The following is a 19,690-nucleotide window of genomic DNA, read 5'->3' as shown; positions in this document are numbered from 1 at the left end:
GTCATTCATGCGCACTCTTTATCTCCCGATTCCGCAGGCACCGTCGCGTCTCGCGGCCTGGCTCGTTGCCGTCGCGGCGGTCTTTGCCGGTCTGCCGTTACTCGCGCATGCCGAAAACAGCGAGCGCGGCGAGCGTCTCGCCGGCCAGTTGTGCGCCGCGTGTCACGGCGTGCACGGCCACAGCGAATCCCCCATCTTTCCGCGACTGTCCGCGCAGACGCCCGAGTATCTGACGGCACAGCTCAAGGGCTTTCGCGACCACGCACGCGGCGAAACCGATGCGCGCTCGTACATGTGGGCCATTGCATCGCAACTCGACGATGCCACGATCGCGTCGCTGGCCGACTATTACTCGCATCAGGAGCCAGTGCACGGCACGCCGGGCGACGCGGCGTTGCTCGCGAAGGGGCAAGACCTCTTCGAACATGGCGCGCCGGATCGAGGCACGCCCGCGTGCGCGTCGTGCCACGGCGAGCAAGGGCAGGGCAACGGCACATTCCCGCGCCTCGCGGGCCAGCACCGCGAATATCTGCAACGGCAGATCGAAGTCTTCAGCAACGGCACGCGCGCCAACGCGCCGGTCATGACGGCCATTGCCCACTCGCTGGATGCGGACGAAGCCAAAGCAGTGGCCGCGTGGCTGGAGTCCCGGTAGGGCGCGGCGGCTAATTGTCTTGCGTAGCGTCGGACCGCGGGGCGTCCTTGCCCGCCGATCTGACGCAATTCCGGCCGGCGCGTTTGGCTTCGTACAGTGCGAAGTCTGCGGCCTTCGTCAGTTCATCCAGGGACGCCGGGTGCGCGCGTCGTCCCGTCGCGCACCCGATGCTAACCGTGAACGGATGAAGGCCAGGCGTACCGGCTTCGTGCCGCGCCTGCCACGATCTCTCCAGCTCCTCGCGTATGCCTTCGGCGATGAGCAAGGCGTTCGCCCCGTTCGTGTCGGGCAAGACGACCACGAACTCCTCGCCGCCATAGCGAGCGGCGCAATCGCCACGGCGGCGAACGCGTTGCGCGATGCAGGCGGCGAGATGCTTCAACGCCTTGTCGCCTTCGGCGTGCCCGTGCTTGTCGTTGTATTGCTTGAAATGATCGGCATCCACGTAGAGCACCGAGAGGGAACTGTCGTTACGCTGCAATCGCTCCCACTCGTTTTCCAGCACTTCGTCCAGCGCGCGCCGGTTTTTCAGGCCCGTCAGCGAATCGGTTTGCGTGAGTTCGGTCAGGCGGTATTCGGCGAGTGCGCGGTCGCGTAGCGCAAACGCCAGCAGCCAGACCACCGCGCAAAAAGCGAAGCTGATGGCCGAGGCAGAAACGCCCACGATCCACGAAAGCGTTCTCCATGAGGCGAGCACGTCGTCGAGCGCGGGTGCGACGACGGCGATCAGCGGCGTACCGGGCACGCGCTGAAACGTGTAAAGCCGGAGCACGCCATCCGTCGATGAACGCGCCGCATAGAAGCCCGATGCCTCGTTCACCATGCGCGGGAAAGTAGGCGACTTGTTGAAGTTCGGCGCGAGCGCCGGCGGCAAGTAAGGATTCCTTGCCACCAGGGTGCCGTTGGTGCGGACGATGGCGGTGATGCCGTGCGGGCCGACGTCGAGGTCGTCCAGCAGGTGCCTGAAATACGCCACGTCGATGGCGACCAGCGCCACGCCCTTGAAGGAGCCGTCTGCGTTGTCGATGCGTCGGCTCAATGCCATGGCTTCCACGCCACCGCGCGAGCGTGCGCGATACACCGCGGAGATGTACAGGCCGACCTTGGCCGACTGACGATGCACCAAGAAGTAATCGCGGTCGCTGAAGTCCCAGCGGTGCGTGCTCGAACAGCAGCCGTCTATCAGTTGCCCACGCGCGTCGGTCACGCCCATGCCAGTCACGTAACGCGAAGCGGCCGTGCGGTTGAACAGCAGTTCGTGCCGCACGTCGGCGTCCATGTGTTGCACGGCAGGCTTGCTGAGCGCCACGATCAACGTTTGCAACGATTGATCTGAGGATTCAACGGTGCGCGAGATATTGCTCGATAAAACGGCGACCACGTTTCTGGAGGTCTCGTGAGCGTGCGCGATCGCGGTGTCGCGCGCTGCGACGAGTGTGAGCAGGCTCACGGCCAGCACGCCGGCCGCCAGCAGCGTGCCGAGCGCGCCCACGATGAAAGGACGGCGGCCCGCGATAACGGCCGCCCGCCTGACAGAATTAGGAAACACGGTAATCGTCTTGTAGGGGCCGATCTTGTCTAAAGCGTTGACGGCAGGGACGGCTGTGAGGCGCGGATTGCCGGCGTGGTGTCAGCCGGATTATCGGCACAATGGCGGGAAAATTCAGGGTTTCGCCGCTGTTTTATTGAGGTGGTTTCCGGTGGCGCCCCCGGCGACGCAGTTCGCGTCACGCGAATTTGGCGGCGCTGCGCCAACACGGCCCGCCGTTGGATGCCCCCCAGGCTTATGCCGCTCCATCGAGCAAAGCGATAGCGTCACCGCGCCGTTTTCGCCTTTCCCAACCCTGCGCCATTTCGATTTATAGCTTCATGCAAAGAACACACTCAATTACATAATTGCACCGACCACGACTGATAATCGAATGACGTCCGAATGACATCTTTGTCATAAATGGTACCCGGCATAAATAAAGTTATGCGAATCCGTGCCTATCGCGGCGATCGTGATTTTTGATTGGAAACCTCGCGAACGAATCCATTAAATACGAGGGGCGTCACGATCTCGCGGCGCACAGCCAAAGGAAAATGTAATGGATCGCATTGTAAAAAAACTTGCCAGGACAGTTTTGTCGATTTCGATATCGACTGCTGTGATCAACATCGCCTATGCTGCGTCCCTCACAAACGACAACGGCACGCCCGTTGGCGACAACCAGAACTCCCAGACGGCCGGGCCGGCTGGCCCCGTCCTGCTACAAGATTCGCACTTGATCGAGAAACTTCAGCGCTTCGACCGCGAACGCATTCCCGAACGGGTCGTGCATGCCCGCGGCACCGGTGCATTCGGCGAATTTGTCGCAAATGCCGATATTACCGATTTGACCAAAGCCCAGGTATTTACGCCCGGTACCACGACACCCGTTTTCGTGCGATTTTCAACGGTGATGGGTTATCGCGGGTCGCCGGAACAGGCGCGCGATCCACGCGGATTTGCAGTGAAGTTTTATACGATGCAGGGAAACTGGGATCTCGTTGGTATCAACTGGCCGATTTTCTTTATTCGCGACGCAATCAAATTCCCGGATTTCGTCCATGCCAACAAGCCGAGCGCGGTGACCGGCGTGCAAGACCCGAACCTCGCGTTCGACTTCTTCGCCCACACGCCTGAAGCCACCAGCATGCTGACGCATCTTTACACCGACGAAGGCATGCCCGACTCGTATCGGCACATGGACGGCTACGGCGTGCACGCATTCAAGTTCGTCAACGCTCAAGGCGAGGTGCACTACGTGAAATTCCACTGGAAGAGCGAGCAAGGCGTGCAAGGCATTCGCCCGCAAGACATCGCCACGTCCGTGGGCCGCGACTGGAATCTGATGACGGACGACCTCTATGGCGCGCTGAAGGCGGGCAGCGATCCGAAGTGGGATCTCTACATCCAGGTGCTCAATCCGCAGGACCTGAGCAAGTTCGACTTCGATGCGCTCGACGACACGAAGATCTGGACCGGCGTGCCGGAGCGCAAGATCGGCACGCTCACACTGAACCGCGTGCCCGACAACTACTTCCAGAGCACCGAGCAGTCGGCTTTCGCTCCGTCGCGCATGGTGCCGGGCATCGAGGCATCCGAAGACCGCATGCTGCAAGGCCGGCTCTTTGCCTATGCCGACACGCAGATGTACCGCCTGGGCGCGAACTACAACGATCTGCCCATCAACCGTCCGCGCGTGGCTGTCACGAACGACAACCAGGACGGCAAGATGAATTACGGCGACCGCCAGGGCGAGATCAACTATGAGCCATCCGGCATCGCCGAACTTGCCCAGGACCCGAAGGACAAGATGGTCAACACGCCGTTGTCCGGGACCACGCAGCAGGAGGCGATTCACAAGACCCTGGACTTCCGTCAGGCGGGCGAGTACTACCGCACGTTGTCCCCGCGCGACAAGAGCGATCTCGTGACCGCGCTGGCCGGCGACCTTGGCCGCGTCACCAACGACGCAAACAAGTACACGATGCTCTCGTACTTCTACAAGGCCGACGCCGATTACGGCACGCGCCTCGCGCACGCGGTGCATGCCGACCTTTCGCGAGTGCAGTCGCTCGCCGCGAGGCTTGACGGATGAAGCCTTCCAGCCACGCAGGTTTCTTGAGGCGCGTGGCGCGGCGCGTCGGGGCGCATGCCGTAACGAGCGTGTCGGTTTTGCTCGTCGCGACAGGCATCGCCCTGACGTTCGCGGGCTGCGTACGGTTGCCGGAGCGGCCATCGTACGCAGCCGCTCAGCCCGCGGCCCTTCGCCGGTTCGACGACGACTGGTTCGCGGCTGCCCGTGTGGGCCGCGTCGACATTCTGCGGGCGCTCGTCGAAGCCGGGTATCCGCTCGATGCCACCAATCGAAGCGGCTATACGGCTGTGATTCTGGCCGCCTACGACGGTCAGCCCGCCGCGCTCGACTATCTGCTGAACGCGGGTGCCGACCCATGCATGGGCGACCACAACGGCAACACCGCGCTGATGGGCGCCATCTTCAAAGGCGAGTCGCAGATCGCGCGGCGGCTGATGGACACCCGGTGCGCCATCGATGCGACCAATCACGCGGGTGAGACACCGCTCGCCTTCGCGGTGCTGTTTGGCCGGCTCGACCTCGTGCCGCTGCTCGTCAAGCGAGGCGCGGACCCGAACCACGTGGACGCGCGCGGACGCTCGCTGCTGGAGGTGGCGGCCGGCCAGCGCAACGAATCGGCGGTGGCGGCACTGCGCAGCGTGGGTGCAACGCAGTGAGTTGGTCACCGAGGTGCTCACATCGGTCGACCGCTGAATACTTTCAAGTGAATTGCCTGTGTCATGAGAATCCTGATTGTCGAAGACGAACCGAAGATGGCCTCGTATCTGCGCAAAGGCCTGATGGAAGCGAGCTTTCAGGTGGACAGCGCGCCAGACGGCCGGGAAGGGCTCTTTCTCGCCCTTGAAGAGGACTACAACCTGATCGTGCTCGACGTGATGCTGCCCGAACTGAACGGCCTCGAACTGCTGCGGCAGTTGCGCACGCGCAAGCAAACGCCCGTGCTGCTGCTCACGGCGCGCGACACGGTGGAAGACACCGTTGCCGGACTCGAAAGCGGCGCGGACGACTATCTGACCAAGCCGTTCGCATACGCCGAGTTGCTCGCGCGGATTCGCGCGTTGCTGCGACGGCCCGCACACTCCGCCGATACCGTGCTTTTCGTGGGCGATATGGAAATCGATCTGCTGAGGCGCCGCGTGCGCCGCGGCAGCGCACGTATCGAACTCACCGCGCAGGAATTCGCGCTGGTGAAGCTCTTTGCCGAGCGGCAGGGCGAGGTGCTGACACGCATGTTCGTCACATCGCAGGTGTGGGATATGAATTTCGACAGCGATACGAACGTGGTGGACGTTGCCATCAAACGGCTGCGCAGCAAGATCGACCATCCGTTCGAGACGAAGCTGTTGCACACTGTGCGCGGCATGGGTTACGTCATGGAGACGCGGTCGTGACGGCGACGGAATCGTCGTGGTCGATGCTGCGGCGTCTTTCGTGCATGTTCTCGCTGGTCGCGATTCTGGTGCTATCGCTTGCGGGCGGGCTTCTCTATCACTCGCTTTCGTTCGAACTGAGACGGCGCGACGACGCCGAAATTGCCGTGCAACTCGCGCAGTTCACGCAGCGCGCGCAGGAACTGGGTACGCCACGCGCAATCTCGCAAAACGGCGACCTGTTTCGCGAAGCCCTGGTCGCGCATCCGCTCGTCTTCTTTGCGATATTCGACGCGCGAGGGCACACGCTGACCGACTCCGCGCGCTCGGGCCGGCGTATCACGGCAGCGGCACAAGAGGGTGGCGAGCCGTGGGCGCCGTATACCTGCAATCCGGCAACGCTCGGCCCGTCGCGCTGTATTTTCGCGGACCAGTTGCTGCCTTCGGGCGAGCCGGTGCGCGTGGTGCTGGCGCATCAGGCCGTCGTGCGTGACGCGGTGATGCGCGACTATCAGCAGGACGCGTTGCTCACCATGCTGGCCGGTTCCCTGTTGATGGGGCTGCTCGGCTACGCCATCACGCGACGCGGGCTTGCGCCCGTGAAGTCCATCGGGCAGCGTATTTCACGCATCGAAGCGCACAGCCTGGGCGAGCGGCTCGACATGGCCGCAGGTCCCGTCGAACTGCACGACATCGCAATTCCGGTGAACCGCATGCTCGATCGCCTGCAACGCGCGTTCGCGCGGCTTTCGCAGTTTTCGTCCGACCTCGCGCACGACATGCGTACGCCGCTTGCCAACATGATCGGCTCGTCGCAGATCACGTTGTCGCGCGAGCGGTCGGTAGCCGAGTACCAGGCGTTGATCGATTCCAATATCGAGGAATGCGAGCGGCTGCAGCGCATGATCGAGACGATGCTCTTCATTGCGCGAGCCGATCACGCGAAAGAGCCCTTGAAAATAGGGGTATTGGACTGCCAGGGCGAGTTTTCGAGACTCGCGTCCTACTTCGACGCCGTGGCCGAAGACAAGCGCGTGCGCCTCGTCATGGACGGCACGCTCCCCATTCCGGCCGACCCGACCATGTTTCGCCGCGCCATGAGCAATCTGCTCTCCAACGCGCTCGATCACGCCGACGCGGAATCGGAGATCGCCATTCGCGCGTATCGCGCGAACGCGTACGTGGCCGTGGAGGTGACGAATCACGGCGCAACCATTCCGCCCGGCCATCTCGACAAGGTCTTCGACCGCTTCTATCGCGTCAATCCCGCACGCGAACAGTCCGCGAAAAACATGGGGCTCGGGCTTGCCATCGTGAAGTCGATCATGGAATCGCATCGCGGCAGAGTGGACGTGATGAGCGCGGCCGGTCGCACCACCTTCACGCTCTACTTCCCCGTCATCGTCTAACGCCGCGTCGGCACCACGAAGCCGACGCGCGCCTTCGCGGATGTCAAAGATGACATCCCGCAGTCACCTGATAATCAGTCGCGCCTGACCAGAATGGCTCCGGTAATGACCGAGGCAAAACGCGTTGCATCGCGCGTACGCCTCATCCATCTATCGAGAGCATCCGTGAAAAATTCGAAACGCAGGCGTATTGCCTTATCGGCCAGTGCAGCCGCCATCGTGGCCCTCATCGGCGTGGTGGCCTTGCACGGGCATGCGTCCACCGCAGCAGAGGCGACCCAGCCGCCGGCCACACCGTCACCGGCGAATGAGGCACCTGCTGTGCCTGACACGGTGCAGGTTTCCGCCGACGCGCTCAACAACATGAACCTGCACCTCGCAACGGCCGAGCTTCGCCCAGGCGTGCACACCGTCACCGCGACCGGCGTGGTCAGCTTCGACACGACACGCGTCGCACAAGTCAGCGCAGCATCCAAAGGACGGATCGAAGCCCTCGACGTCGCCGTGGGCGACCGCGTTCACGCGGGCCAGCAACTCGCGGCGCTGGACGAGTTCGATCTGAGCGACGTGCGCGGCCAGATCGCCAGCGCGCAGGCCGCCGTGGCGGACGCGAAGTCGGCGGCCACCACGGCGCAAGCCGCCCTCGCGCGAGCACCCGCATTGGTGGCGGCGGGCGGTCTCGCACAAAGCGAACTGGAGCGCCGGCGCGCCGCAGCGGTCAGTGCCGAAGCCATGCTGCGCTCGCGCGAGGCGGACCTGCAGAAGTGGATGGCCATGAGACAGCGGCTGATGCCCATCGGCGCAGGCACGATGCAAGGCCGGCGAAGCGGCGCCCTCGCGCAAATGAGTCCGCGCGATTCCCTGGGAGCCCTGATTGCGCCGTTCGATGGCGTCGTGACGAGCGTGGGCGTCGCAGTGGGCGACATGGTGGAAACCTCGGCACCCGTTGTTACGCTGGCCGACCCGTCCACGGTATGGGTGGTGGCGAACGTACCGGAACGCGAGGCCGCGAGCGTGCGGCCAGGCGAGACGGCAACGGTTCGCTTCGACGCGTACGCGGGGCGCACGTTCAGCGGCCACGTGGTCGATGTCGCGAGCCAGGCCGATGCCGCCACCGGCACGGTCGCCGTGCGATGCGAATTACCGAATGCGGACGGTGCCCTGCGAGCCAACATGTTCGGCACGGTGGCGATTGCCGCGCCGCTTGATCACGCTGCCGTGCTCGTGCCCGAGGCCGCGCTTCAGGACGTGAATGGCCAGACCGCCGTGTTCGTACCCGCGGGCAAGGGGCGTTTCGCGTGGCGTGCCGTGCGGGCGGGCGAAACATCGAATGGCATGACGGAAATCGTGAGCGGCGTGGCGAGCGGAACGCCCGTTGTCACGGACGGCAGCTATTGGTTGAAGGCGGCGTTGCTGCAAGGCGCCATTCCGGACGAAGGCTAGGGCGGGGCAAAAACCATGATGACCAAGATCGTGAATGCGGCGCTTCGCAACCGCGCCGTCGTACTGATTCTGGTGGCCGCGATGGTCGGCATCGGCATCGTCAGCATGCAGCGGCTGCCGTTCGATGCCGAACCGGACATCTCGCCCATTCAGGTGCTGGTGACCACCCAGGCCGCGGGCCTCGCACCCGTGGACGTGGAGCGTTCCATCACGTCGCCGGTGGAACTGGCGCTTCAAGGGTTGCCGGGCATGCAGGGCCTGCGGTCCATTTCGCGCTACGGCCTCTCGGTCGTCTACGTGCGTTTTGCCGATGGCACCGACATTCATCTCGACCGCAATCTGGTGGCCGAGCGCCTGCAGACGCTGCAGCTTCCACCCGGCACGAATACGCCTCAAATGGGCCCGTTGTCGGATGGCCTGAGCGAGATCTACCAGTTTCGCGTCCATGGCCGAGGCCAGTCGCTCATGACACTGCGCACGCTGCTCGACTGGCAGATCGCGCCGAAGCTTCGCGAAGTGGAAGGCGTGGTCGACGTCAACGTGAACGGAGGCGAACTCAAGACCTACGAGGTACAGGTGCTGGACGATGCGCTCACCCGCTATGGTCTCTCGATCAGCGACGTCTTCAACGCCGTGCAGATGAACAACGGTGCGACCGGTGGCGCGACGATCGAACACAACGGCGGCGAGTCCATCATTCGCGGCGAGGGGTTGCTGCGCGACACGGCGGATATCGGCAACATCGTGCTGCGTACGGGGCAGGGCGGCACGCCGCTTTACGTGCGCGACGTGGCGCACGTCACCGAAGCGCCCATGCCGCGCCTCGGCGCGGTCACGCATGACGGCAAGGGCGAGGCCGTGGTCGGCGTCGTGCTCATGGGACTGGGGCAGAACACGCGCGTTGTCGCGCAACGCGTGCAGCAGGCCATCGCCGCGATCAACAAGACCTTGCCGCAAGGCGTGCAAATCACGCCGTACTACAACCGCGCGGATCTGATGAACCGCGTGCTCGACACGGTAGCGCACAACATGGTGGAAGGCGCCGTGCTCGTGATCGCCGTGCTGCTTCTGCTGCTGGGCAACGTGCGCGCGGGGTTGGTGGTGGCGTCGGCGATTCCGTTGTCGATGCTGGCTGCGGCCATTGCGATGTACTGCGCCGGCATGTCGGGCAACCTCATGAGCCTCGGCGCCATCGACTTCGGACTGCTGGTGGACGGCGCGGTGGTCACCATCGAGAACGTCGTCAGACGCCGTTCGCTTGCGCCGGACGGCCCGATGCTGCCCGTGGTGCGCGAGGCGGCCGGTGAAGTGGCGAGGCCCGTGACGTTCGCGGTCCTCATCATTACCGCCGTGTATCTGCCCGTGCTGAGTCTTCAGGGCATCGAAGGCAAGATGTTCCGCCCCATGGCCATGACTGTGATCTTCGCGCTGATTGCGTCGCTCGTGCTCACGCTCACGTTGATGCCCGTACTCGCCAGCTTCCTGTTGCGCGGGAGGATCGCCGAACACGAGAGCCGCATTGTGGGCTGGGCGAGACAACGCTACGAGCCGATGCTGGCAACCGCCACGCGCCATCCCGTGCTCACCATCGGTGTTGCGCTGGCGCTGCTGGCTGCCGCGTGCGCCGCGGGCACGCGCCTGGGTGCGGAATTCCTGCCGCACCTGGAAGAAGGCGCGTTGACGGTGACGACCACCAAGCTGCCCGGCATCTCGGTGCCCTCGGCCGTACAGGCGCAGACGATGGTGGAGCGCACGCTGATGCGCTTTCCCGAAGTGCAGTCCGCGGTCACGCTGGGCGGTAGTTCGGAAATTCCCACAGACCCGATGGGCGTGGAGCAAAGCGATACCTTCATCATGCTCAAGCCCAAGTCCGCCTGGAAGACCGCGCAGAGCCAGGACGGCCTGGTGGCGGCCTACTCCGACGCGCTCGATCGCGCTGTGCCGGGGCTCACGTTGAGCTGGGACCAGCCTATCCAGATGCGCATGGACGACCTGCTTGCAGGCGTGCAGGCCGACGTGGCCATCATGGTTCACGGCAACGACCTCGACACGCTGCACGACACGGCGGAGCGCATCGCGGCCATCGTGTCGCGCGTGCCGGGCGCCGCCGATGTAGAAGCGCAGCAGACCATTGGCCAGCCTTATCTGCGCATCGTCGTGAATCGCGAGGCGGTCGCGCGCTATGGCTTGAACGCGTCGCAGGTACTGGATCTCGTGCAGTCGCTGGGTGGCCGAACCGTTGGCCAGATCGTGGACGGAGAAGGGCGTTTCGACGTGCGCGTGCGCCTGCAGTCTCAGGATCGCGATGACGTAGCGCGTATCGGCGACCTGCGCGTGAGCGACGGCGCGGGCCACGCCGTGCCGCTTTCCGAAGTGGCCGACATCCGCATGGAGCCGGGTCCGTCCACCATCGAACGCGAGGACGGGCAGCGCGTGATCATGGTTCAGGCCAACGTGCGGGGCCGCGATCTCGCCGGTTTCGTGAGCGCTGCGCAGCACGCGGTGGACACGCAGTTGAAACTGCCGCCCGGCTACACCGTGTCGTGGGGCGGCAGCTTCAAGAATCTGCAGGAAGCGATGGCGCGCCTCTATGTCGTGGTGCCCGTCGCGCTGGCAGCAATCTACGTGCTGCTTTACCTGATGTTCAACAGCGCAAGTCTCGCCGCACTAATCTTCTTCAACGTGCCGTTCGCGGCTATCGGCGGAATCTTTGCGCTGTGGCTGCGCGGCCTGCCGTTCAGCATTTCCGCGGCGGTCGGCTTCATCGCGCTGTTCGGCATCGCCGTGCTCAACGGCGTGGTGCTGGTGAGCTACATCGTCGAAAAACGTTCGGGTGGGCTCAGCGCGGTAGCCGCCGCGAAGCAGGCCGCATTGACACGGCTGCGGCCGGTCCTGATGACCGCAACCGTGGCGAGCCTCGGCTTCCTGCCGATGGCCTTTTCGACGAGTTCCGGCGCGGAAGTGCAACGTCCGCTTGCCACCGTCGTGATCGGCGGCCTGGTTTCCGCGACGCTGCTCACGCTGCTCGTGTTGCCGTCCGTCTACCCGTGGTTCGACCGACTCGGAAAGACGGCACACACGAGTGCACCGCAAGAGACGAACGAGCCGCAATTCGCAGAGTAATCAGGGGACGACCGTGTACGCATTGAAACGTATCAGCCTGCTGCTGCCGCTCGTGTTGGCCGCCTGCGCGGTGGGGCCCGACTTCCGGCAGCCCGACGCACCGGGCAACGCGGGTTACGCACCGTCGCCATTGCCGCCCATGACGGACGGCGCCGCGCCGCAACGCTTCGTGAGCGGCGGCGACGTATCCGGCGAGTGGTGGACGCTTTTTCAGTCTCACACGCTCGATGCATTGGTTGAGCGCGGCCTGAAGGCGAGCCCGACCGTGGCCGCGGCGCAGGCCGCGCTGACCGCTGCGCAGGAAAACGTGCTCGCGCAACGCGGCTCGCTCTTTCCCGCCATCGGCCTCGATGCATCGGGCAGTCGCAACGAGACTTCCACGGCAAGCCTCGCGCCGGTCGCAGCAAACAATCAGCGCATCTATTCGCTCTATACGGGCGAACTTACGGTGTCCTATTCGCTGGACGCGTTCGGCTTGAACCGCCGCATGATCGAGTCCGCGGCGGCGCAGGCCGACAACCAGCGCTTCGAACTCGAAGCGGCGCGTGTGACGTTGAGCACGAACATCGTGCTCGGCGCGATCAATCAGGCCGCGCTGCGCGATCAGATCGGCGCGCAGCAGGCGGTGATCGCCGCAGACACTTCGCTTGTCGATATCGTTCAACGCCAGCATGCGGCAGGAGAAGCATCGCAGGCCGACGTGCTGCAGCAGGAGACGGCGTTGGCGCAGGCCCAGGCTGCTTTGCCGCCGCTCCAGAAGCAGCTCGCGTTGCAGCGCGACGCGCTGGTCGCGCTCGTTGGCGGGTATCCGAACGAGGACGTTGCCGCCGGTTTCGAGTTGTCCTCACTGCATTTGCCGGAGGATCTTCCGGTCAGCGTGCCGTCGAAGCTCGTCGAACAGCGGCCCGATATTCTCGCGGCGGCTGCGGCGCTGCATGCGGCGAGCGCGCAGGTGGACGTGGCGATTGCGAACCGCCTGCCGCAAATTTCGCTGACGGCTGCGCTCGGCACCTCGCCCAACGCCGTGGCCAATGCGTTCACACCGTACAACCAGTTCTTCAACGTGATCGGCAAGGTTGCTCAGCCGCTCTTTCAGGGCGGGGCGCTGCTGCACCGCCAGCGCGCAGCCCAGGCGGCCTTCGTCGAGGCCTCTGCGCAGTATCGGTCCACGGTCATCAACGCGTTTCAGAACGTGGCGGACGTGCTGCAAAGCGTGCAGGCCGATGCCCGCACGTTGCAGGCCGCGCTTGCCGCCGCCGATGCCGCATCGCGCAGTCTCGCGATTGCTCGCGTGCAACTGCAATCCGGGGAGGCGTCGAGTTTGTCGGTGTGGGTCGCGCAACAGGCGAGCGAAGCGACGCGCATGGCCGCCATCCAGGCGCGGGCCGCGCGTTTCGCGGATACGGCGGCGCTGTTTCAGGCCGTGGGTGGCGGGTGGTGGAACCAGACGGAGCGAGCGCCCGCGGTGGCGCCGCGTGGGTGATGGCTCGTTTGACTGGCGTTTATGACTTTGAGGCGGTATATGAAATCGATTGTTCCTGCTTTGCTGATCACGGCCGGCCTGGCCGCCTGTGCATCCTCACAAGACTCCGCAGCCGCTGCGCATCTGAACGGCACGCGTGTGGTCGATTTCGCCGGCAGTACATGCGGCAACCCGAACATGCACGTGAAGATGCCGGTGTGTCTCTTTCCACGGGTGCGGCCATGACAAACATCAGCGCATGGACTGCATCAGAGGTCGAATGGAAGCGTGCCTGCCGGGGCTTTTTTCACGATGTTCAGGGTCGTGCTGATGTGATCTTCCAGCGCGAGTGCCGCGCGCGCGTCGGCGCGCTGCATGGCCGCTTCGAAAATCCGTAGATGCTCTTCGTGCACGTCGCGATGCGAATCTTCGAGCCCGATGCAGACGCGGCGGTAACGTTCGCCGTGCTGAGACAGGATGCGCAGCACCAGGTAAGTCCATGGCGACGCCGCCGCAGAGATCAGTTCCTCGTGGAAGCGGCGGTTATGGACTTCCCAGGCGGGCCGGTTCTCCACCGAAACGGGTTGCTCGAAACCGGAAAGCAGGTCGAAGCTTTGGCGCACACGCTGCTCCCAGGCCGCGTCGCCGCGGCGCACGGATTCGCGCAATGCGTCCACTTCGATATGGATGCGCAGACGCGTAATGTCTTCGAGATCGGCGAGCGACATCGGCATGACGCGGAATCCGCGCTGGCCTTCGGCCACTACGAGCGCGTCGCTGACGAGCCGCGTGAGCGCTTCGCGCAGCGTGCCGGCGCCCACGCCGTAGACGTCCTTCAGATGCTCCACGCGCAGCTTCGTGCGCGGCGGATAGCGGCCTTCGATAATGTGCTGGCGCAACTGGTGATAAGCCTGCTCGCCCAGGGTACGGGCATGTGCGCCGTTGGCTTCGTCTGCGAGCGTCTGCATGCCGGCCGCGCCGGCATCGGCGGTCGGCATGGCGTCGATCGCGAAAGCGAGGCTGAGCGGATGCACCGGATCGGTTGTATTCACGATTGCTGATTCTCCTTGTCATGATCCCGGCTCAGGCGATAGCTGAGCTGAGGCCGCGTGAGTCCGAGCATGCGCGCAGCGGCGGAAAGATTGCCGTCCGCGCGGTCCACCGCCTCGCGCAGCAACGCACGTTCAAGACCGTCCAGCCCTGCGCCCGAGTTCTGCAACTGTTCGAGCAGCGCCCGGCAGTCTACCGGGAGCGCATGGCCTTCGGTAATGAGCCCGCGCCGGTCCACGGACGCGCCTGCCGGCAGCGTGATGCCTGGGAACAGGTCTCTCGCCTCGATCTCGCGGTTGGGCCTCGACAGAATCACCGCACGCTCCACGAGATTCTCCAGTTCGCGCACGTTGCCAGGCCACGCGTGATTGCGCAGCGCCTCGCAGGCGTGGTCGGTCAACTTGGGTGCCGGCTTGCCGTGCAGCCGCGCAAAACGTTCCAGCATGGTTCGTGCCAGTGCTTCGATGTCACCCTGGCGTTCGCGCAGCGGCGGGATGACGACAGGGTAGACGTTGATGCGGTAGTACAGGTCGGCGCGAAAGCGGCCCTCCTGCACGGCGCGGCCCAGGTCCTGGTTCGTAGCGGCGACGAGGCGCACGTCGATGCGGCGGCCCTGTGTCGAGCCCAGTCGTTCGATTTCGCTCTCCTGGATGGCGCGTAGCAGCTTCGCCTGCACGTCCATGGGCAACTCGCCGATTTCGTCGAGAAAGAGCGTGCCGCCTTCGGCGCGCTCGAAGCGGCCCGCGCGCGCGGCCTGAGAACCCGTGTATGCGCCTTTCTCCGCGCCGAACAGTTCGGATTCGATAAGCGCATGCGGAATCGCCGCACAGTTGACGGCGACGAATGGTTTGTCGGCGCGAGGACTCAGGGCATGCAGCGCGCGGGCGAAGCGTTCCTTGCCCACGCCCGTTTCGCCGGTCAGCAGCACGGTGACTTTTGTCGGCGCCGCCGTCTGCAGCAGTTCGTAGGCATGCCGAAACGCTTCGGACTGGCCGGTCAATTCCGTGCGATTCGCATCCGGCTCGATCTCGAGCCGCAGCGACTCCACCTCGGTTTGCAGGCTCTGGAGGGTGTTGAGCAGCGACTCGGCCTTGAACCACGACCCAAGCTCTTCAGCGTCGTCCCACTCCTCGAGCGGCTTGCCCTCGATCAGGCAATGCGCGTCGCCCTTGCACGTGCATGCCGTTTCGCGAAACAGGATGGTGCGGCCCATGAACGCGCTCGTGTACCCCGACGCGTAGCCGATCAGCATCCAGCACACGGGCTCCGTTTGCAGGCCGAAGTGTCGCCGGTGGACTTCGGCTTCCCACGAATGCTCCCACCTGAATTCGCCTGCAAAGCGCCCGGTTTCGATATCGACGTCGAAGCGTACCGGCGCGACCTGCGCCGCACCTTCGAGCATGTGGAGTTGCGGGCCGACGGCGAACATGTCGTAGAGCGATGCATTGCCGCGTATTTCGCGCGCAAGCACGGCATCGCGCTCGCCTGCGGCAAACCCGGCGCGCGTGAAATAGCGGCGCGTGGGCGCGGGCCCGACGCTTTCCATCATCTCCTTCCTCAAGGCGCCCAGCGCGGCCGCGTGGATCAGCACCATGCGCTGGTCGCCGAGCCAGATGCGCCCATCGGCAGCCGAAAAATGGATCAGCCGCCGCAGGTCGGCGTCAGAGGGAAAGGGAGCGGGTTGGGGCGGCATCATGTCTCCTTCGTCGAGATTTTCCTCTTTCCTCGCCACGAGGCAGCGGAAAGGGCGACGATTTCACGATTTCATCAATTGCGCGGAAAGGCCTTCATCAAAACATAAGACGGCCATGCAAATCAATGTCTTGAGTGCTGCCAGAGGGCACTTTCCAGGCCGGGTTAACCTTGATTGTGGGGTGTCGGGTGCGATCCGCTCGTCAGTGTTTTCCCTCGATTATCGAGATTTTTCGGTATTCGGGCACTCGCGTGGCATGGAGGCTGCATGAATGGCCGGGCATGAAGGAGACACGCGCCATGACCAGACATCCGGTAGCCGGACCTCCGGCACTCGGGCAGGAAGACAACGACGCATTCGACCCGACGCGCAGGTTCGTCAGGGTCACGGGCATCAACCGGCGGGGATTCGTGGAGTTCGAATTTTCCGTCGGCATACCTGAGCTTTGCGTCGAACTGATGTTGCCGCGCGCCGCGTTCGAAGAGTTCTGCATTGCGCAGAACGTCGTGCGGCTCACGGCAGAAGGCGAACCCATGACCAGCAGGAGCAGGCAGTGACGATCGATCTGAAAACAGTGGATATCAAGCCGCTGCGGCACACGTATGCGCACGTCGCGCAATACATCGGCGGCGACAAGACGGCTTCGCGCTATCAGGAAGGCACCATGGGCGCGCAGCCCGCGGTGAATTTTCATTACCGGCCCACGTGGGATCCGGCGCACGAGCTGTTCGACAGTGCGCGTACCGAGATTCGTATGGAGAACTGGTACGCGTTGAAAGACCCGCGTCAGTTCTACTACGCATCCTGGACGATGACGCGCGCCCGTCAGCAGGACACGATGGAGTCGAACTTCGAATTCGTCGAGTCGCGCGGCATGTTCGCCCTCATACCGGAAACCCTCGTTGCGCAGGCGTTGCGTGTGCTCGTGCCTTTGCGTCACGTTGCGTGGGGCGGCAACATGAACAACTCGCAGATCTGCGCCGTGGGCTACGGCACCGCGTTCACCGCCCCGTCCATGTTTCACGCCATGGACAACCTGGGTGTCGCGCAGTATCTGACGCGGCTCGCGCTGTCCATGTCCGGTCCGGAAGTGCTCGACGAGGCCAAAGACGCCTGGATGAACGACCCCGTCTGGCAGACGCTGCGTCGCTACGTCGAAGACACGCTTGTTCTCGCGGACCCGGTGGAGCTGTACGTGGCGCAGAACGTCGCGCTGGACGGCCTGCTGTACCCGCTGGTCTACGACCGCTTCATCGACGGACACGTCGCGCTTGCCGGCGGCAGCGCGGTGGCCATGCTCACCTCGTTCATGCCGGAGTGGCACGACGAATCGGCACGCTGGATCGACGCGGTGGTGAAGACGATGGCCGCTGAATCGGAAGACAACAAGGCATTGCTGACCCAATGGGTGCGCACCTGGGAAGCGCAGGCCGCCGCAGCGCTGCTGCCGGTTGCCGAACTGGCCTTCCCCGGCAGCGGCCACAGCGCGCTCGACGAGGTGCGCCAGCAACTGCGCACGCGGCTCGCGAAGCTTGGTATCGAGCCTTGACGTTGCCGTGCGACGAACTCGCCGTCAGCCACTCACCGAACGCCCCTAATTCAGGAACATTCCATGTCCAACGTATTCATCGCCTTTCAGGCCAATGAGGAATCCCGACAGATCGTCGAGGCCATCCTTGCGGACAACCCCAGTGCCGTCGCCGTGGAATCTCCCGGCATGGTCAAGATCGATGCGCCCGGGCGCCTCACCATCCGCCGCGAAACCATCGAGAACCTGACCGGCGCACGCTTCAACCTGCAGCAGCTGCATGTGAACCTCATCACGTTGTCAGGCCATATCGACGAAGACGACGATGAGTTGACGCTGAGCTGGAAACACTAAACGACAGAGCATCGAATCGAGAGGGAAGGAGACACGAATGGACACGCCCGTACTGAAAAAGAAACTCGGCCTGAAGGACCGCTACGCGGCCATGACCCGCGGCCTTGGCTGGGAAACGTCGTATCAGCCCATGGAGAAGGTGTTTCCGTACGATCAGTACGAGGGCATCAAGATTCACGACTGGGACAAATGGGTGGACCCGTTCCGCCTCACCATGGACGCCTACTGGAAGTACCAGGGCGAGAAGGAAAAGAAGCTGTACGCCGTGATCGACGCGTTCACGCAGAACAACGCCTTTCTGGGCGTAACCGACGCGCGCTACATCAACGCGCTCAAGCTCTTCATTCAGGGCGTGACGCCACTCGAGTACTACGCGCACCGCGGCTTCGCTCACGTTGGCCGCCATTTCACCGGTGAAGGCGCGCGGGTGGCGTGCCAGATGCAGTCCATCGACGAACTGCGTCACTACCAGACCGAAACGCACGCCATGTCGACGTACAACCGGTTCTTCAACGGCATGCATCACTCGAACCACTGGTTCGATCGCGTCTGGTACCTCTCCGTGCCGAAGTCGTTCTTCGAAGATGCCTGCACGGCCGGGCCGTTCGAGTTCCTCACGGCGGTGAGCTTCTCGTTCGAGTACGTGCTGACCAATCTGCTGTTCGTGCCTTTCATGTCGGGCGCGGCCTACAACGGCGACATGTCCACGGTGACGTTCGGGTTTTCGGCACAGTCCGACGAATCGCGCCACATGACGCTTGGCATCGAATGCATCAAGTTCATGCTCGAGCAGGACCCGGGCAACGTGCCCATCGTGCAGCGCTGGATCGACAAATGGTTCTGGCGCGGCTACCGGCTGCTCACGCTGGTCGCAATGATGATGGACTACATGCAGCCCAAGCGCGTCATGAGCTGGAAAGAGGCCTGGGAGATGTACGCCGAGCAGAACGGCGGCGCACTGTTCCGCGACCTCGCGCGCTACGGCATTCGCGAGCCGAAGGGCTGGAAAGACGCCTGCGAAGGCAAAGACCACATCAGCCACCAGGCATGGGCCACGTTTTACAGCTTCGGAGCGGCGGCGCCGTTCCACACGTGGTTGCCGCGCGAAGACGAGATGGCGTGGCTTGCCGCGAAGTATCCCGAGAGTTTCGACGCGCTCTACCGGCCGCGCTTCGAACACTGGCGTGAACGCGCGCAGGCCGATGAGCGCTTCTACGTGAAGACGCTGCCCATGCTGTGCCAGACCTGCCAGATTCCGATGCTGTTCACCGAGCCCGGCAACGCAAAGAAGCTTTGCGCGCGCGAGTCCGATTACCTCGGCAACCGCTATCACTTCTGCAGCGACCACTGCAAAGAGATCTTCGATCACGAGCCCGAGAAGTACGTGCAGTCGTGGCTGCCCGTGCATCAGATCTACCAGGGGCATTGCTTCAAGCCCGGCACGGACCCTACGGTGGAGGGCTTCGATCCGCTCGCGGCCGTGCTCGACTACTACGAGGTCAGCGAACACGACAACAAGGACTTCGAAGGTTCCGAAGACCAGAAAAATTTCGCAGCCTGGCGCGGCCAGGCTACGGGCAACTGACCGGCAGGAGGCAGCTATGACCATCGTTGCGCTGAAACCCTATAGCTTTGCCCCGCAGGACACGGTGGAGAAATTCCCGGCGCCGCTGCTGTATGTGGCCTGGGAAGACCACCTCATGTTCCCCGCGCCGTTCTGCCTGCCGGTGCCGCCGCAAACGCCCTTCGGAGCGCTCGCCGCGCAGATTCTGCCAGGCATCTACGGCTACCACCCGGACTTCGCGAAGATCGACTGGAGCCGGGTTCAGTGGTTCAAGTCAGGCAAGCCGTTTCAGCCTGACAGCGCGAAGACGCTGGCGGAAAACGGCATTGGCCACAAGGACCTGATCCGCTTTCGCACGCCCGGATTGACTGGCATTAGCGGCTCGTGAGCGGCCTCACCTGAAGTCTTGACGT

Annotated in this window: 16 protein-coding genes; 13 read left to right on the top strand and 3 right to left on the bottom strand. The window is 63.9% G+C overall.

Annotated features, from left to right (window positions below; genetic code table 11):
• The first annotated feature begins 7 nt into the window (after nt 1-7).
• Nucleotides 8-655: a c-type cytochrome gene (locus tag P2869_RS24120; protein WP_277599793.1), complete on the top strand. Its 648-nt coding sequence runs from the start codon at nt 8-10 to the stop codon at nt 653-655.
• Nucleotides 656-665: 10 nt separating this feature from the next.
• Here the strand turns inward: P2869_RS24120 and P2869_RS24115 are convergent, their stop codons facing one another.
• On the bottom strand, nt 666-2,204 hold the full coding sequence (locus P2869_RS24115; protein ID WP_277599792.1) for a sensor domain-containing diguanylate cyclase: 1,539 nt from the start codon (nt 2,202-2,204) through the stop codon (nt 666-668).
• 541 nt (nt 2,205-2,745) lie between these two features.
• Here P2869_RS24115 and P2869_RS24110 point away from each other — a divergent pair.
• From P2869_RS24110 to P2869_RS24080, 7 genes are all read left to right on the top strand, one after another.
• A complete protein-coding gene (locus P2869_RS24110; RefSeq protein WP_277599791.1) occupies nt 2,746-4,281 on the top strand; it encodes a catalase in 1,536 nt (511 codons plus the stop codon).
• Nucleotides 4,282-4,358: 77 nt separating this feature from the next.
• Complete coding sequence (locus tag P2869_RS24105; protein ID WP_277599838.1) at nt 4,359-4,937, top strand: ankyrin repeat domain-containing protein; 579 nt, start codon at nt 4,359-4,361, stop codon at nt 4,935-4,937.
• A gap of 63 nt (nt 4,938-5,000) precedes the next feature.
• Nucleotides 5,001-5,672, top strand: coding sequence for a heavy metal response regulator transcription factor (locus P2869_RS24100; RefSeq protein ID WP_017775845.1), 672 nt, complete (start codon nt 5,001-5,003; stop codon nt 5,670-5,672).
• Nucleotides 5,669-7,060 carry a heavy metal sensor histidine kinase gene (locus P2869_RS24095; protein WP_277599790.1) on the top strand — a complete coding sequence of 464 codons (1,392 nt, stop codon included), beginning with the start codon at nt 5,669-5,671 and terminating at the stop codon, nt 7,058-7,060. Before P2869_RS24100 ends, P2869_RS24095 begins: the two co-directional genes overlap by 4 nt.
• Before the next feature lie 165 nt (nt 7,061-7,225).
• Complete coding sequence (locus P2869_RS24090) at nt 7,226-8,503, top strand: efflux RND transporter periplasmic adaptor subunit (protein ID WP_277599789.1); 1,278 nt, start codon at nt 7,226-7,228, stop codon at nt 8,501-8,503.
• Nucleotides 8,504-8,518: 15 nt separating this feature from the next.
• Complete coding sequence (locus P2869_RS24085) at nt 8,519-11,626, top strand: CusA/CzcA family heavy metal efflux RND transporter (RefSeq protein WP_277599788.1); 3,108 nt, start codon at nt 8,519-8,521, stop codon at nt 11,624-11,626.
• A gap of 13 nt (nt 11,627-11,639) precedes the next feature.
• Nucleotides 11,640-13,109 carry an efflux transporter outer membrane subunit gene (locus P2869_RS24080; protein WP_277599787.1) on the top strand — a complete coding sequence of 490 codons (1,470 nt, stop codon included), beginning with the start codon at nt 11,640-11,642 and terminating at the stop codon, nt 13,107-13,109.
• Between the two features lie 248 nt (nt 13,110-13,357).
• Here P2869_RS24080 and P2869_RS24075 read toward each other — a convergent pair whose 3' ends face one another.
• On the bottom strand, nt 13,358-14,086 hold the full coding sequence (locus P2869_RS24075; protein WP_277599837.1) for a GntR family transcriptional regulator: 729 nt from the start codon (nt 14,084-14,086) through the stop codon (nt 13,358-13,360).
• 50 nt (nt 14,087-14,136) lie between these two features.
• Entirely contained in the window at nt 14,137-15,831 is a 1,695-nt protein-coding gene (locus P2869_RS24070) for a sigma-54-dependent Fis family transcriptional regulator (RefSeq protein WP_126878301.1), read from the bottom strand.
• Between the two features lie 299 nt (nt 15,832-16,130).
• On the opposite strand from P2869_RS24070, the gene P2869_RS24065 reads away from it, so the two are divergent.
• The 5 genes from P2869_RS24065 to P2869_RS24045 all read left to right on the top strand — a co-directional run bounded on the left by P2869_RS24065 (nt 16,131) and on the right by P2869_RS24045 (nt 19,665).
• Nucleotides 16,131-16,388: a phenol hydroxylase subunit gene (locus P2869_RS24065; protein WP_126878227.1), complete on the top strand. Its 258-nt coding sequence runs from the start codon at nt 16,131-16,133 to the stop codon at nt 16,386-16,388.
• Nucleotides 16,385-17,380 carry an aromatic/alkene monooxygenase hydroxylase subunit beta gene (locus P2869_RS24060; protein WP_277599786.1) on the top strand — a complete coding sequence of 332 codons (996 nt, stop codon included), beginning with the start codon at nt 16,385-16,387 and terminating at the stop codon, nt 17,378-17,380. The genes P2869_RS24065 and P2869_RS24060 overlap by 4 nt, the downstream gene beginning before the upstream one ends.
• A 63-nt stretch (nt 17,381-17,443) precedes the next feature.
• Nucleotides 17,444-17,713, top strand: a complete 270-nt coding sequence (locus P2869_RS24055) for an MmoB/DmpM family protein (RefSeq protein WP_017775855.1) — start codon at nt 17,444-17,446, stop codon at nt 17,711-17,713.
• A 37-nt stretch (nt 17,714-17,750) separates the two neighbouring features.
• Entirely contained in the window at nt 17,751-19,298 is a 1,548-nt protein-coding gene (locus tag P2869_RS24050) for an aromatic/alkene/methane monooxygenase hydroxylase/oxygenase subunit alpha (protein WP_277599785.1), read from the top strand.
• A 16-nt stretch (nt 19,299-19,314) separates the two neighbouring features.
• Nucleotides 19,315-19,665, top strand: coding sequence for a phenol hydroxylase subunit P4 (locus P2869_RS24045; protein WP_277599784.1), 351 nt, complete (start codon nt 19,315-19,317; stop codon nt 19,663-19,665).
• Nucleotides 19,666-19,690 lie beyond the last annotated feature (25 nt).

Source organism: Paraburkholderia sp. SUR17 (genome assembly GCF_029536165.1).
Lineage (GTDB): Bacteria > Pseudomonadota > Gammaproteobacteria > Burkholderiales > Burkholderiaceae > Paraburkholderia > Paraburkholderia kururiensis.
The sequence above is the reverse complement of the archived record's forward strand: the minus strand, read 5'-3'. Positions and strand labels throughout refer to the sequence as shown.

Excerpts from the sequence above, each read along its gene's own strand:
- P2869_RS24120 (WP_277599793.1), top strand. The coding sequence starts at position 8 with ATGCGCACTCTTTATCTCCCGATTCCGCAGGCACCGTCGCGTCTCGCG.
- P2869_RS24110 (WP_277599791.1), top strand. The coding sequence starts at position 2,746 with ATGGATCGCATTGTAAAAAAACTTGCCAGGACAGTTTTGTCGATTTCG.
- P2869_RS24100 (WP_017775845.1), top strand. The coding sequence starts at position 5,001 with ATGAGAATCCTGATTGTCGAAGACGAACCGAAGATGGCCTCGTATCTG.
- P2869_RS24085 (WP_277599788.1), top strand. The coding sequence starts at position 8,519 with ATGATGACCAAGATCGTGAATGCGGCGCTTCGCAACCGCGCCGTCGTA.
- P2869_RS24075 (WP_277599837.1), bottom strand. The coding sequence starts at position 14,086 with ATGCCGACCGCCGATGCCGGCGCGGCCGGCATGCAGACGCTCGCAGAC.
- P2869_RS24070 (WP_126878301.1), bottom strand. The coding sequence starts at position 15,831 with ATGCCGCCCCAACCCGCTCCCTTTCCCTCTGACGCCGACCTGCGGCGG.
- P2869_RS24065 (WP_126878227.1), top strand. The coding sequence starts at position 16,131 with ATGACCAGACATCCGGTAGCCGGACCTCCGGCACTCGGGCAGGAAGAC.
- P2869_RS24055 (WP_017775855.1), top strand. The coding sequence starts at position 17,444 with ATGTCCAACGTATTCATCGCCTTTCAGGCCAATGAGGAATCCCGACAG.
- P2869_RS24050 (WP_277599785.1), top strand. The coding sequence starts at position 17,751 with ATGGACACGCCCGTACTGAAAAAGAAACTCGGCCTGAAGGACCGCTAC.
- P2869_RS24045 (WP_277599784.1), top strand. The coding sequence starts at position 19,315 with ATGACCATCGTTGCGCTGAAACCCTATAGCTTTGCCCCGCAGGACACG.